This window comes from Streptomyces sp. NPDC046870 (genome assembly GCF_040704595.1).
Lineage (GTDB): Bacteria > Actinomycetota > Actinomycetes > Streptomycetales > Streptomycetaceae > Streptomyces > Streptomyces argyrophylli.
Genome location: NZ_JBEYXM010000036.1, coordinates 42,521 through 55,993 on the forward strand (window position 1 = coordinate 42,521; position 13,473 = coordinate 55,993).

Below are 13,473 nucleotides of genomic sequence, written 5' to 3' on the forward strand. Positions count from 1 at the left end.
CCTCGACGACCCGCTTCGGTGTTTTCGTACTCGGCTCGGCCTGGCTGCACGCTGGCGGAGAACACTCGACACCTCTTCTCCGGCTGCTCCTGGACAGCCGCTTCTCACCTCACCCACAGACCCTGTCTCCTTGGGTGAATCCATGCCTACAGGATCTCCTCAGCGGACGGGCCCGGGCCCGTCGGTCAGGCCGTCGCGGCCGGCGCCTGCTCAGTGACCTCCTGCGGAGTTGAACTCGTAGGCATCGCCAGGCCGCCGTGCCCCCGGCTCCGTGCTCGCGAGCCTTCCTCCGGACCGCCCGGTGAATCTCCGCGACCCTGACAACCGCATACTATGTATGTATGCTTACCTACATAGTATCGATCGTCGCTTGAACAGCAGCCATAGCCGATCGGCGATGTCTTTCGTTGCGTGCTGCCCTGTACGGGCCGCGCGCCAGTGGAAAAAGGGGTTCCCCGCATGGCTCGTGTACTCATCACCGGGGCGTCCCGGGGCATCGGGAAGGGCACCGCGTCAGCGCTGCACGAACAAGGTCACGAGGTCATCGCCACGGCCCGCGACGTATCCATGCTCGAAGACCTGCCGGTAACGCAGAAGTTGGCCCTCGACGTCACCGACCAGGCTTCGGTCGACCGGGCGCTGGCCGAGGCCGGCCACGTCGATGTGCTGCTCAGCAATGCCGGAGCGACCGTGCGGGCGCCGATCGAGACGATCCCGCTCGCCGTGCTGAGCGACCTCTTCGAGCTCAATACCTTCGGTGCTCTGCGCGTCGCACAGGGGGTCCTGCCGCAGATGCGCCAGCGCGGGACAGGGCAGCTGATCTTCATGTCCAGCATTCAGGGCCGTCTCGTGATCCCGTTGATCGGCGCCTACAGCGCGACCAAGCACGCCCTCGAAGCTATCGCCGAGGTCCTCGCCATCGAGGCTGGTCGCTTCGGCGTGTCCGTCCACGTCGTGGAGCCGCCCGCGGTGAGCTCAGGGGGTGCCGAGCGAGCTCAGGTCCACCTCGACGACAGCAACCCCTACCGTCCGCTGCTGGACAGACTCGGCCCGTTTCGCGCGGCACCCGTCTCAGTCCAAGAGGTCGCTGACGTCGTGACAGCAACGATCGCCGAAGGCGACAAGGCCCCCTTCCGCATCCCCGTCGGCGAAAGCGCGAAGACCATCTTGAGCGCACGCAAGGCCGCACCCGACCACACACCCTTCCTCGCCGCACACCTCGACTGGTAGCCGCTCCTCGATGCGTCAGCCGCGCTCAAGCGGCACGCCGCGGACCCGACAAAGCCCAGTCGACGCCGAAGCGCCGACGGCGCTTCGCTGTAGGGGCGAGACCAGCCCAGCCTCGGCAAGCCGAGGCGGGGCGGCCACTGTGCCGGGCCGCGGCCACTGATGCCTGCGGTCGTGATCGACGTCGCGCCTTCCGTGCGAGGGCATCCGGGTAGAGGCAGCCGTCGGTTCGGTCCTGCCGGGCGATGGCCGGCGCCCACCGTGACGGCCATGCGGCCACACCCGCAACGCCGGCCGATCCGCACGTGGCCGGCTCGACACATTCGGCTGCTTGCCGTGCCCGGCCCGGCACGGCCGCGCTTATCGGCCGCTGTCTCGATCTCGGCCGGTCGGCTCACAACCCGTCAGCGCGATGGCAGTCGACATCGTGTCCTTCCCCGCCTGCGGCGCCGGGCGGTCTGTGCCGTTCAGAGACGGGGCCCGCATCGGGACGACGGTCGACGGCGAGGCGGCGGCCAGGCGGCGGGTTCGCCAGGGCGTGCAGAGGCGCCGCAGTCGAAAGGGGTACGGCGGTAACCGGTCTTCACGTCAGTTCATCAGGCACCGGGGCACCGAGATGACGCAGAAGGGCTCCGGCCTTGCGGTCCAACTCCCGTCCCACTTCGGTTATCTCGGATCGACCAAGGGCGGCGACCGTGTCGCTGGGCCGGTCGATGGCGAAGAGTGTTTCCCCCGAGGGGGACTCGTGGATCGTAGTGCGCAAGGGTGCGTAGAGGAGGGCCCCCGCGTCGTGCCGGTACATGCGCTCGGCGATGGTGTGATTGCCCATCAGGTACTCGGTGCAGCGGGCACGGTTGCCGGCCAGGCCGAACAACGGCTGGGCATCGAACTTCCAGTAGATCATGAAGCCCAGCGGACCGTTGTCGTCTGCGAGGTCGATCACGTCGCTCCACGGCGCTTGCCGAGCGATCAAGTCGAAGGTGCGCTGGTAGTCGAGTGGCGGAACGGCGCGCTCGTAGCGTGCTCGGAACTGCTCGTAATCCTCTTCGACGGCGATCTCCAACCGCGTGACGGAGCGGGTCGGCGCGCGGGTCGCGGGTTGCGTCGTGGAAGCGTTGTGGACCATGACGCGCTCCTTCCGATTTGTCTACAAAGGCAGCCTAGACCTGCCAGTCTGACTTGTGCGATACAAGTCAGACTTCCGCCACGTGCCGCCTCTGCAAGCACCACCGCTGCATCCGCCCGTGTCGGCGGAGCAGCGCCGGTGCCACGGACAGGCCTGCCGGCGTCCCGGACACTGCCACGGCGACACCTGAGAGGCGACCCGCGCAGGTGTCTTGCGACCGGCCGGGGGCGACGGTGCGGGGGGCGGTACACGGGTCGGGGGTGCCGCCGCGTGCCGCATGCTCCCTCAGGCGGGCCGATAGAGACTGTTGGCCGCTGTGCGCCGGATGGTGAAGCCCATCGCCTTGTAGAGGCGCACGGCATTGTCGTTGGCGGTGAGGACGTGCAGGAAGGGCCGTTCGCCGCGGGCAAGGATGCCGTCGATCATGCGTTCCGTCAGCGCACGGGCCAGACCGCGGCCGCGGTAGTCGGGATGGGTGCAGACCGCGCTGATCTCGGTCCATCCGTCCGGCCGCATCCGTTCCCCGGCCATCGCGATCAGCTTCCCGCCGTCGCGCGCACCCAGGAAGACGCCGAGCTGAGCGGTGCGTGCTTCGAACGGACCGGGCTTGGTGGCTGCAGCGAGTTCTCTCATGGCGCCGGTGTCGGCGGAGTGGAGCGGCTCGATCGGGAAGGCCGGTTCCTCCTCCTTCCTGCGCCCAAGGGCCGGTTCGTCGGCCACCATCTGGTAGAGGGGGACGCGGCGTACGAGCGTCCACGACGGCGGTGCACCGTCCGGTGCGTCCATGATCAACACGGGATCCGGACCCGCCAGCCGCCCCAGCGCCTCCCACTCCGCACCCGTCGCATCCGCGGGCAGCGTCATGAACGGCGACACATCTGCCGGATAGCGCGCAGCACGGCCGTCCGTCAGTGCCAGGGATTGGTGCGCGCCGTTCAGTGAGTGCCAGATCGGGTTGTCCAGTACGTGGGCGCCCGCCACGATCCCTTCCGGATCGTCTTTGCAGGTTTCTATCACGGTTGCGACCATAGCCCTGACGCGAGTAACGGTCAATCGATGAAGAGGCTCGCTGTTGTGCTTCAATCCCAGTTGCACTTATCCGGTAGGTTGTCACCGCGTGGCCGCACGGCCACGAACGCGATACGGAGAGAGGACGGCATGACGGCGGCGGGTACACCACGCTCCCTGGCCACGCACCCGGCGGCAGACCTCGTCTTGTCGTTCGTCAACACCCATGCCGGCGGTCGCGGTGAACAACTCGAAGATGCCCACACACTGCGCCAGTGGCTCAGGGCGGTAGGGCACCCCGACGACGCCGTCAGCGACGCCGACGCCGCAACAGCGCGAGAATTCCGCGACGCCTTGCAGACCCTGCTGCTTGCGCACTCCCAGAAGGAGGCCGCACCACCGGAGTGCGTGGCACGCGCCGAAGCACGCATCGCACGCATCGCCGACGGCGCGCCCCTGCGTGCTGTCACGACCCGGTTCGCCACCACCCTGGTCCCCGTCCGTGAGGGCGTCTGGGGCGCCTTCGGCGCCATCCTGGCCGCAGTCGCCGAACTGGACCGAGCGGGGATGTGGCAGCGGATCAAAGCCTGTCGCAACGAGGTCTGCCACGAAGGATTTCTCGATCGCTCCCGCAATGCCTCCGCCCTCTACCATGGGCCCGGCTGCGCCTCCATGGTTTCCATGCGCGCCTACCGACAGCGCAAGAAGGGCTCGCAATAGCCGCCCGACGGCGACCCGCCTGTCGGCGGAGGCGCCAACACCGATTCCGGCGCGGGCCGTCCGCCCAGACACCTGACGTACTGCAACGGTGCTTGCCGTGATGGCTGACCAGGTCGGCCGTTGGTGTGGTCGTGGGTGAGGACCTTGCTGATGTCAGGTTGTGGGCAGGTGAACTGGACGCTCCGCATGAGCGGTTCGCGCACCGGTGCAACAGGTCGGAGCCGAGGGAGTCGGCGCTGGCCGGCGCAGACCTGCCCCACCTGCGCAGCCTTTGCAACGCCTGAGATCGACAGGCATGGCGGGGGTCCGGAACGCGAATCGACTGGGCGTCGGGCGGCGCGCTGACGCCCGGCAGACGGCGAGGGCGTCCGTCCGGCCGCGTCCGCCCACACCTGACCTATGCTTGACATAGTCAGGTAGGGGCGAGGGCCAGATCGGGAGGCTCCGGTGGCGGACGATGTGATGGAGCTGGCGGGGCCGTTGTCCGACCGGGATCGGTGGACGGCTGCCCAATGGTGCCCCCTGGAGCGGGCGCTGGATCTGATCGGCACCCGGTCGGCGATGACGCTGCTGCGGGAGGTCTTCTACGGCGGTCGCCGGTTCGACGACCTGGTGCGCCGGGCGGGCGTGACCGACGCGGTGGGCTCGAAGCGGCTGCGGCAGCTCGTCGAGGCCGGCATGCTGACGCGCGTCCCTTACCGGGAGCCGGGGCAGCGCACCCGGCACGAGTACGTCCTCACAGAGCAGGGGCGTGAGCTGTTCCCGCTGCTGGTGAGTCTTATCCGGTTCGGCTCCCTGTTGCCGGCCGAGCGGCCGGGAGAGCTGGAGCTGACACACGCGGGGTGCGGGGCGGAGATCGAGCCCCGCGTGCGGTGCGCGGCGGGCCATGACGTCCCGGTCGCAGACACGGTCGTCCGCGTCGTCAAGGTGTCGGGCGGCCTCGCTGCGGACGCGACGCCTCCTGTCGAGGGTTAGCGGGTAGGACGCCCCTCTGGCCCCGGCCAGCCGCCTCTGCGGGGACGCGCGTGCGCCCTCGGTAGGGCGGGACGACGGGCCGACGCTCGAGATGATCGCAGACGCTGCCGAACAGCGACAGCGACAGCGACAGCGTCGGGACGAGGGCGAGCGGCCAGGCCGTCAAGACCGCTCGCGGAACCCGGGGTAGCGGGTCCGGGTGGCGCGCCCGCAGGGAGGGCGGCCGAACGCGACACGGCGCCGACTCCCCGCGGCGGCGGCCACCGTGCCGCCATGTGCTTGCGCGGAGACGATCGGCATGACGTGCTCCGCACTCAGCGACGTGGGACTCCCGTAACGACCTGACTTACTTCTAGTATAGTCAGGCGTGCGGAGCGGCACCGGTCCGGGCCGCCATCGCCTGGCCACTGCCGCGCTCTTCAGGCCGATCGTGGGCCACCGTGCCCGACGGGGACTGACTCACCGTCATCACGTCGGCGTAGGCGCCGCCGGTTCTTCCCCCTACGACAGGTCGGAGCTCCCATGAACCCCTCTCCATCCGGCCCCGTCCTCGTGACGGGCGCGACGGGCCGACACGGTGGAACGGGCCCGCACCTGGTGCACCGCCTCCTGGAGGAAGGCCGAAGGGTGCGCGTCCTGGCGCGGCGGCCTGGCCCGCGCACGCGGGCCCTGGAAGCCCGGGGTGCCGAGGTCGTCGCCGGCGACCTGCACGACCGCCGCAGCCTCCTGGAGGCGCTGGCGGGGGTGGAGTCGGCGTACTTCACGTATCCCATCGATGCCGGTGTCATCGCGGCAGCGGCGAACTACGCCGCCGCCGTACGCGAGAGCGGGCAGAGCGTCCGTACGGTCGTGATGTCCATGGGGCCGGCCCAGCCCGACCACCCCAGCGATCGGGGCAGGGACCAGTGGCTGGCCGAGCAGGTCCTGATGTGGGGCGGGCTCGACGTGCTCGTGCTGCGCGTCACGGCCGCCTTCCACGAGAACATCCCCCTGCTCCACGCGGCCTCGGTGGCCGAGCGAGGCGTGATCCGCAACTGCTTCGGCGACAGCCGGGTGCCCTGGATCAACGGGTCCGACGCGGGCGAGCTGGCGGTGGCCGCGCTCCTGCACCCCGAGCGGTTCGACGGACCCGTGTGCTACCCACCCGGCGCCGAGCAGCTGGACCACACCGCCGTCGCCGCCCTGGTCGGCGCATTGATCGGCAAGCCAGTCCGCTACGAGCCCGTCGATCGGGACACCTGGCGGCGCGAGCTGGTCCAGCTGTCCGAACGGGACGGCGCGGGCGTCGTGAACCCCGACATGGCCGGGCACATCTCCGCCGTCGCCGCCGCCATGGCCGCAGACGGACCCACCCGCCCCGCCGACCCCGACGCCCTGCGCGCACTGCTGGGCCGCGAGCCGCTGACGCTGGCCGACTACCTCCCGACCGCGCGACACGCCTTCCTCACCGGAGACATCGAGACCGAGCCGACTGCAGGAGCCCGCACATGAACGCCACCACCGATCAGCCGATCCTCGTTGCCGGAGCCACCGGCCAGACCGGAAGGCACGCCGTGCGCCTCCTCACCGAGGCCGGCCTCCCCGTGCGGGCCCTGGTCCACCGCCGCGACGAGCGGGCCGAGCGCCTGGCGGCGACGGGTGCCGAGGTCGTCACCGGCGACCTGCTCGACCTGGACGCGGTGACCGCGGCCACCCGCGGCGTACGGAGCGCCTACTTCACCTATCCCATCCGTCCCGGGCTGATCGAGGCCACGACGGTCTTCGCCCAGGCGGCGGCCGACAACGGCGTCGGCGCCATCGTCAACATGTCCCAGATCTCCGCCCGCCGGGAAGCGGCCAGCAACGCCGCCCGCCACCACTGGCTCGCCGAACGCCTGCTCGACCACTATCCCGTGCCGGCAACCCACCTGCGGCCGACCTTCTTCGCCGAATGGCTCACCGTCTTCGGCGAGTGGGACGGCCCTGAGGGACTGCTCCGCCTCCCCATGGGCAACGGGCGGCACGCTCCGATCGCCGCGGAGGACCAGGGGCGCGTGATCGCGTCCCTCCTCGCCGATCCGGCGCCGCACGCCGGCCGGACCTACCCCCTCCACGGCCCGACCGAGCTCGACCACCACGAGATCGCCGCAGCCGTCTCCCGCGCCCTGGGACGGCCCGTGCGCTACGAACCCGTCGACTTCGACACCTTCGCCCGCGCCCTGGAGGCCCGCGGCTGGCACACGCACACCATCCAGCACCTGCGGAACGTCACCGTCGACTACCAGAACGGCGTCTTCGCCGGCACGAACGACGTCGTGCGGGACATCGGGGGCAGCGAGCCGATGAGTGTCGAGGAGTACGTCAGACGGAACAAGGACGCCATGACTTCCCGCTGACCGTCGAAGCCACGCGCAGTACCCCGCGCAAGGGGCCCTCACGTCATCGTGGGGTTCGCCGCAGTGTCAGAGGGTGGGGTGCTGGTCCCGTACCGGGTTCAGCGTCTCCAGCAGGGCGGCGAGGTACAGGATCGTCGACTCCGCGTGCACGTTGGCCGCCAACTGCACACCGATCTGCATGCCGTCGCCGCTGGTGCCGAACCGCACGGTCAGCCCCGGATGCCCCCGTCAAGTCCTCGGGCACGTCGTCGACGACGCGTCGAAGGCGCCGCCTGCCTGCTCCAGCGTCTGGAGCCGGGCAGCCAGTACGGCCCGGAGGATGCCGAGGTGGACCAGGAAGGCCTCGTAGCGCCGGACGCCGTAGAAGGCGTCCCGCACGACGAGCAGCGTCCGGCGCGCTGACCACCTTCAGCGCGCGGGCGATGGAGCACTGCTGCTGCGCGCAGTCCTGGCCGGGAGGCATGGGCGCAGTCCACTTCCCTATGAGTTCGTCCATTGAACCCAGCCTGCTACAGTCGCGCATACAGGTTCCGTCACCGGACTTTGCAACGGAGGCAGGGCCATGTCCTCACCGTTCGAGTCAGCCGCCGCATCGGCCCGACACTCCGCCCAAGACGCCGGAGACGTGAGCCCGGGCGCGGACGGTGCGTCACCGCCTCAGGGTCAGAAGGCCGACCACCCCGGGGCCGCATCGAGTGCGCGCGGCACCCTCGTCGCCACGCTGCTCGCCACCTTCGTCGCGCTCATGAACTACACGGCCCCGCTGCTGACCGCGCCCTCCCTATCCACGATCTTCCACACCCCGCTGTCCGCGCAGGCCTGGCTGCTCAACGGCACCCCGCTCGGGCTTGCGGCGCTGCTGCTCGTGGCCGGAGGTCTCGCGGACGACTTCGGCAGACGGCGCGTGTTCCTGATCGGCACGGTGGGGCTCGCAGTCACCACCGCCCTCAGCGCCCTCGCGAACAGCACCCTTCTCTTCACGCTCACGCGCGTCGCACAGGGGGCGGCGAGCGCTGCCGTGCTGGCCGCCAGCCTCGGACTCATCGCCCACGCCTTCCCCGCCGGCCCCGCCCGGCTCAGGGCCACCGGCGCCTGGGGCGCCGCCGTCAGCGGTGGCATCGCTCTCGGACCGCTGCTCGCCGCCGCGCTGAACGGTCTCGGCTGGCGTCCTCTCTACCTGGTGCTCGGGGTATCCTCGCTCGTCGCCGGCTGTTACGCCTCCCGTGTCCTGTCCGAGTCGCGTGCCGCGCACCGCGCCTGTCCGGACCTGCCGGGCGCGGCGGCCCTGGGGCTCGCGTTCACCGCGCTGCTGACCGCACTGACGCTGGGCCGCAACGGCTGGCTGGCCGTCCCCGTACTGCTCCTGCTGGTGGCGACCCTCGTCCTGCTGGCGGCCTTCGCCCTGATCGAGCGGCGTACCGCGGCCCCGCTGGTCGACCTGGGGCTGCTCAGGCACGCGCCGTTCCGGTCATCCGTGCTGGGCGCGCTGCTCACAGGGCTCGCGGTGATCGGGTTCTTCAGCTACCTGCCCGTCGTCGCGGAGAGGGCGCTGCACCTGTCGGTGTTCCAGACGGCCTGGATCCTCGTGCTGTGGGCCGGGACCGCCGCGGTGGTCGCCTACCAGGCCAAGCGACTGAACGCGCGGTTCGCCGTACGCCACCAGATGGCGGGCGGCTTCGTCCTGCACGCCGCTGGCATCCTCAGCATGCTGGGCGCCTCCTCCGAGGCGCGGCTGCTGCCGGGCGTGTTCGTCGCGGGCCTCGGCAGCGGCCTGCTGAACGCAGCACTGCCCCGGCTGTCCGTGGAGTCGGTGCCGCCGCAGCGCGCCGCGATGGGCTCAGGAGCGAACAACACGGCCCGCTACATCGGTTCGTCCGCCGGCGTCGCACTGATGTTGGCACTGGTCAGCTCGGCGGGCACCATCGCCCACGGAGCGGACCGGGCGATAGTCGTGATGGCGGTGGCGACCCTGCTGGGGGCCGCACTGGTCCTGACGCTGCGGGGCCGCCGGGCAGACGCGCCGACGGGAACCTGACCCGCTGCCTGAGGGGGTGGGCGCGATCAGTCATCCCACCAGGTGACGAGCTGCGCGGCAAGGTCGCCTGCCTGACGTGAGCCGGTGGCCGCCGCGATGTCGATGACGCGAGGATCGAGTAGGTCGGCGGGTGTCTTGTAGAAGGGCCTCGCGGTGACCACTCGCACACGGTGCCCGCGCTCGGCGAGGAGTTTCTCCTCGCGTGCCAGGTCAGGGGTGGGCCTGGGCGCCACTATGAGTACGCTGCCCGCCCCGGGAGTGCACGAGGCTCCTTGCGCAGAGCCGTTGCCGCTTTCCACGAGCAGGTCGGCGTTGGTGGTGGAGCGCACGCCACCGTCGACCCAGACCGAACCGGCGATCTCGACCGGCGGTGCCAAGCCCGGGGCCGCGGTGGAGGAGGAGACGGCGACAGCCAACGGAATGGCGTCCTGGGCCGACCAGACGGAAACGAGTCCGGTGCGGGCATCCACCACTGTCACCTTGAGCTGCTGCGGCCAGGCCCCCTCGGGCAGAGCCCTCGCCCAGGACGAGAACGGGCGATGTCACTCCGCAATCCTTTGTCACTTGATCGTCCCTGCGTGCAGACGGATCCGACTCCGCGGACACCGGGGCTTGCGCCAGGATCGCCGCGGATCGGTGAGACTCGGCGCAGGGCATGAAAAGTTCGTCGTCGAACCGGACGGTGCTGCTCTTCGTCCAGCGCCACCATCAGGATACTATGAAGGTCACCATACATGTTCACGCGGAGAGGGTGCAGGATGGGAAAGCGAACGGACGCGAAGGAGAAGATGGTGCAGGCCGCAACGCAGCTGATGCGGCAGCGCGGCTACAACGCGACAGCCTTTTCCGACGTACTCCATCTCAGCGGTACGTCCCGCGGTTCGGTCTACTTCCACTTCCCCGGCGGCAAGACGCAGTTGGCCATCGAGGCTGCCGAAGCCCACGCGTTCGAGCAGGTCGAGATCATCGATCGGGCCGCCGGCCAGGCTACGTCCGCAGTCCGGCTGATCGAGCTCTACGTCGATCTGGCTCGCGACGGCATGATCGCCAGCGACTACGGGCGAGGCTGCGGCGTCGCCCCACTGATCACTGAGGGCGCCACCCAGCAGTCGGCCGAGATCGCCGAAACCGGCCGCCGGGCCTTCTCCGAGATGACCGACAGACTGGCCTTCCACTTCGTCGCCTTCGGCGTGGAGCGCGCCGCGGCCAGGGCGCTCGCCGACGCCGTGCTCGCGGGCGTCGAGGGAGCGATGATCACCTCTCGCGCCCTGCGCAGCCCCACTCCGTTCGATTCCGTGCGGGCCGTACTGGTCGGCCACGCCGCGCGGGTGCCGTTGCGGGACGTCAGCCGCACTCGCACCTGAGGCCCGTGCGCCACCGCCCGGCCGGTCGTCGCTGTGGGCCGGGCCCCCGCGCAGCGCCGCGGCCCGGCCCACAGCGACGTACTGGTTCGGAGTGGCGTGGCGGTGACGGCCGGTGATATGTATGAGTACATGTATAGTATGTGATGATGATCGCTGCCGCCGATCTGTGACCTCTCTCGTCGCTGGCTTCCCGCGACGGGCCGCGCGCCAGTGGAAAAAGGGGTTCCCGCCATGGCTCGCCTTCCTGAGCGCGCGGCCGATGTTCTGCATGATCTCGACCTGGGAGCCGCGGGTGTCCGCGAAGCACACGGCCTCGACTCCCCGCTCGCCGGTGATGTCCACGCCCTCCCCGAGTACGCGAACGCTTGCGAGGAAGGCGCGATGGACCCGGCGCCCGGCGGCGTCGATGCCGTTGGCGAACTGGCGCAGGACCTCGCGCCGCTCGGTGACGAGGTGGTCGCCGCACAGCCACGCCGACCACACCCGGTCCCGGGGGTACGTGGCGGCCGGCGTCGAGTTCGTAGAACTCCGCGTCGATGGAGGACTTCGGCAGCTTGTCGGCGGCGGCCAGGTCGTCGTCGGTGGCGTCGTTGACGTACAGCTCGGCAGCGGTCTCCGGCAGCTTTTCCGCGAAGGCGGCGGCTTCCTCGACCTTCTGGTGGAACGTCATGACGGTCTTGAGGTTCCACTTCGCCGCGTGCTCCAGGAGCGCGGTCTGCAGGAGCGCCAGACGCCGGCCGCGCCGGGCTTCCTCGGACTCTCCGAGGACGGGGGAGGGGTCGCGGATCTCCAGGACGTCGATCTCGAACCCGGCGAGGATCTCGCGTTCGATCGCCTCCGAGAGCCCGAGTTCGGCGATCCACGCACCGTAGGTGCCCTCCGGGTCGTCGGCCATGGTCGCGATCTCCGCCTCCTGGCCCTCCGCGCCCTTCTGTGGGCGGGCCGCGGCGAGGATGCGTGGGGTCGCGGTCAGGTAGAGCCGGAAGTCCGCCGGGATCCGCTGGTTGTCGCGGATCGCCGCCCACGGACGACCAAGATCACCGGCGGTTCCGTGCGCCTCATCCACGATCGCGAGGTCGAAGCCCGCCATGCGCTGGCCGTAGAGCCGCTCTCCACCCGCCAGAGCGGCCTCCAGCGGCCCGCGAACCTTCCGCTGGCCCTCGGGTGCGTCGATGTCCTCGCGGTCCACCAGAGAGGCATACGTGGCGAACACGACCACCGGCCCGGACCGGCCCGCAGGGCGAGCTGGATCGGGTTGGTAGTAGTCCGCACGCCCAACTCCTTCAACACCGGGTCGTTCTCCAGCGAACACACCGCGACCATCGGCGCCTGATGACCCACCAGACGCCACACCTGGGCCGTCTGCACCAGCAGGTCCAGCGTCGGGACCGTGACGAGGATTCGGCTGTCGGGGAAGCAGTCGCGCGCTGCCCAGGCGGCGGTGATGGTCTTGCCCGACCCGGTCGCCGAGACGAGGGTGCCGCGTGCGCCCCGGGGGGAAACGGGGGTGCGCTCGGGGTGGCCGGCCCAGGCGCGGATCGCGGCGACCGCGGTGACTTGGTGCTCGCGGAGGTGGATCATCCGAGCCGCTCCTCTGTGCGCGGGGCCGGTGAGGCTTGCGTGAGAGTGGGGGCCGGGTTGCTGACGATTGCTGCACGAGACGCGTTCCCCACCACACGACCGTGATCGACGATTAGGAAACCGACGCCTCACCGCCTGTCATACGGCACCTGCGGATCCTCGCCTCTGGCTCCGTGCCCGTGCCCGTGCCAGAGCTGGACGAGCGGAAAAGGGCCGTCAGCAATCTGACGGCCCTTCATGAAAGATGGAGGTTAGAAAGCTACCTGTCCACCGAAATACAGATCGAAGTCGTTGTAGTTGTAGATATCGACACGGAACCTTGTTCCGTCCAGTACGTCAGTGGCGATCACCTTCCAGGCTGAATCCGCACGGATGCAGGCACTCGTCGATGCCGAACGGGCCGTGCAGGCCCGTACCCTGCTCGATTCCGGAAGCGAAGGACTGCTGGCCGGCCTGGGGCCGGCGATGCGGTGGAGGCCGCCGGTATTGCAAGTGAACTATCCCGTCGAGCACGACATCCATCTGGACGGGCGGGGCCTCGTGCTGGTGCCCTCGGTGTTCTGCTGGCGTGTCCCGATTACACTCATCGACCCAAGCCTGCCACCGGTGTTGGTATACCCGCTGCCCCGGACACAGGGTTGGTGGAGCCTGGAGGGCACCAAAGACCACCCCAAGGCCCTGTCGAGCCTTCTCGGCCCTACCCGGGCCGCTTGCCTGCGCCTGATCGAGGACGGCTGCACCACTGGAGAGCTGGCCCGGCGCACCGGCGTCGCGCCACCGACAGCCAGCCAGCACGCCACCGCGCTGCGCGAGGCGGGTTTGACCACCTCAACCCGCCAGGGCAACACCGTGCTTCACACCCTCACCCCCCTTCGGGGCAGCCTTGCTTCAAGCCAACCCGGCGCGAGCGCGGCCACACCGCCCACGGCAAGAACATCGGCCAACGCAAGCATCAACCTCCCCGGCACACAGCACCTGATACGGCGCCACGATGCCCCGCCGGATCGCCTCCGACAGCTTCAGCTCGTACGCCACCGGCCCGAACACCGGCGAGTCCCTGTC

General features: G+C 69.9%; 12 protein-coding genes and 2 pseudogenes. 8 read left to right on the forward strand and 6 right to left on the reverse strand.

Annotation, left to right across the window (positions count from 1 at the left end; translation table 11 throughout):
- Window positions 1-459: 459 nt before the first annotated feature.
- Window positions 460-1,230, forward strand: coding sequence for an SDR family NAD(P)-dependent oxidoreductase (locus AB0946_RS38930; protein WP_366765461.1), 771 nt, complete (start codon window positions 460-462; stop codon window positions 1,228-1,230).
- Between the two features lie 580 nt (window positions 1,231-1,810).
- Here the strand turns inward: AB0946_RS38930 and AB0946_RS38935 are convergent.
- Both AB0946_RS38935 and AB0946_RS38940 read right to left on the reverse strand, forming a co-directional pair.
- Entirely contained in the window at window positions 1,811-2,353 is a 543-nt protein-coding gene (locus AB0946_RS38935) for a hypothetical protein (RefSeq protein ID WP_366765462.1), read from the reverse strand.
- A gap of 285 nt (window positions 2,354-2,638) precedes the next feature.
- A complete protein-coding gene (locus tag AB0946_RS38940) occupies window positions 2,639-3,370 on the reverse strand; it encodes a GNAT family N-acetyltransferase (RefSeq protein WP_366765463.1) in 732 nt (243 codons plus the stop codon).
- A gap of 198 nt (window positions 3,371-3,568) precedes the next feature.
- On the opposite strand from AB0946_RS38940, the gene AB0946_RS38945 reads away from it, so the two are divergent.
- From AB0946_RS38945 to AB0946_RS38960, 4 genes are all read left to right on the forward strand, one after another.
- The gene (locus tag AB0946_RS38945; RefSeq protein ID WP_366765464.1) at window positions 3,569-4,081 is read left to right on the forward strand and encodes a CGNR zinc finger domain-containing protein; all 513 of its coding nucleotides are present in this window, start codon (window positions 3,569-3,571) and stop codon (window positions 4,079-4,081) included.
- 447 nt (window positions 4,082-4,528) lie between these two features.
- Window positions 4,529-5,056, forward strand: coding sequence for a helix-turn-helix domain-containing protein (locus AB0946_RS38950; protein ID WP_366765465.1), 528 nt, complete (start codon window positions 4,529-4,531; stop codon window positions 5,054-5,056).
- A 522-nt stretch (window positions 5,057-5,578) separates the two neighbouring features.
- A complete protein-coding gene (locus AB0946_RS38955) occupies window positions 5,579-6,547 on the forward strand; it encodes an NmrA family NAD(P)-binding protein (protein ID WP_366765466.1) in 969 nt (322 codons plus the stop codon).
- Window positions 6,544-7,431, forward strand: a complete 888-nt coding sequence (locus AB0946_RS38960) for an NmrA family NAD(P)-binding protein (protein ID WP_366765467.1) — start codon at window positions 6,544-6,546, stop codon at window positions 7,429-7,431. The genes AB0946_RS38955 and AB0946_RS38960 overlap by 4 nt, the downstream gene beginning before the upstream one ends.
- Window positions 7,432-7,497: 66 nt before the next feature.
- Here the strand turns inward: AB0946_RS38960 and AB0946_RS38965 are convergent, their stop codons facing one another.
- Together AB0946_RS38965 and AB0946_RS38970 are read right to left on the reverse strand one after the other, a co-directional pair.
- Window positions 7,498-7,638 (reverse strand): hypothetical protein, encoded by a 141-nt coding sequence (locus tag AB0946_RS38965; RefSeq protein ID WP_366765468.1) that lies wholly within the window; start codon window positions 7,636-7,638, stop codon window positions 7,498-7,500.
- Window positions 7,639-7,701: 63 nt separating this feature from the next.
- Window positions 7,702-7,894, reverse strand: a pseudogene (locus AB0946_RS38970) (transcriptional regulator); the annotation flags it as partial.
- 162 nt (window positions 7,895-8,056) lie between these two features.
- On the opposite strand from AB0946_RS38970, the gene AB0946_RS38975 reads away from it, so the two are divergent.
- Window positions 8,057-9,466 carry an MFS transporter gene (locus tag AB0946_RS38975; protein ID WP_366765470.1) on the forward strand — a complete coding sequence of 470 codons (1,410 nt, stop codon included), beginning with the start codon at window positions 8,057-8,059 and terminating at the stop codon, window positions 9,464-9,466.
- Between the two features lie 26 nt (window positions 9,467-9,492).
- Here AB0946_RS38975 and AB0946_RS38980 read toward each other — a convergent pair whose 3' ends face one another.
- A complete protein-coding gene (locus AB0946_RS38980) occupies window positions 9,493-9,945 on the reverse strand; it encodes a patatin-like phospholipase family protein (protein WP_366765471.1) in 453 nt (150 codons plus the stop codon).
- 279 nt (window positions 9,946-10,224) lie between these two features.
- Here AB0946_RS38980 and AB0946_RS38985 point away from each other — a divergent pair, with 279 nt between their 5' ends.
- Window positions 10,225-10,830: a TetR/AcrR family transcriptional regulator gene (locus AB0946_RS38985; RefSeq protein WP_366765475.1), complete on the forward strand. Its 606-nt coding sequence runs from the start codon at window positions 10,225-10,227 to the stop codon at window positions 10,828-10,830.
- Window positions 10,831-11,073: 243 nt separating this feature from the next.
- Here the strand turns inward: AB0946_RS38985 and AB0946_RS38990 are convergent.
- Window positions 11,074-12,411 (reverse strand): annotated as a pseudogene (locus AB0946_RS38990) (DEAD/DEAH box helicase family protein); the annotation flags it as partial.
- Window positions 12,412-12,750: 339 nt separating this feature from the next.
- Between AB0946_RS38990 and AB0946_RS38995 the strand changes: the two are divergent.
- A partial coding sequence (locus AB0946_RS38995) for a winged helix-turn-helix domain-containing protein (protein WP_366765472.1) occupies window positions 12,751-13,473 on the forward strand: 723 nt, incomplete at its 3' end.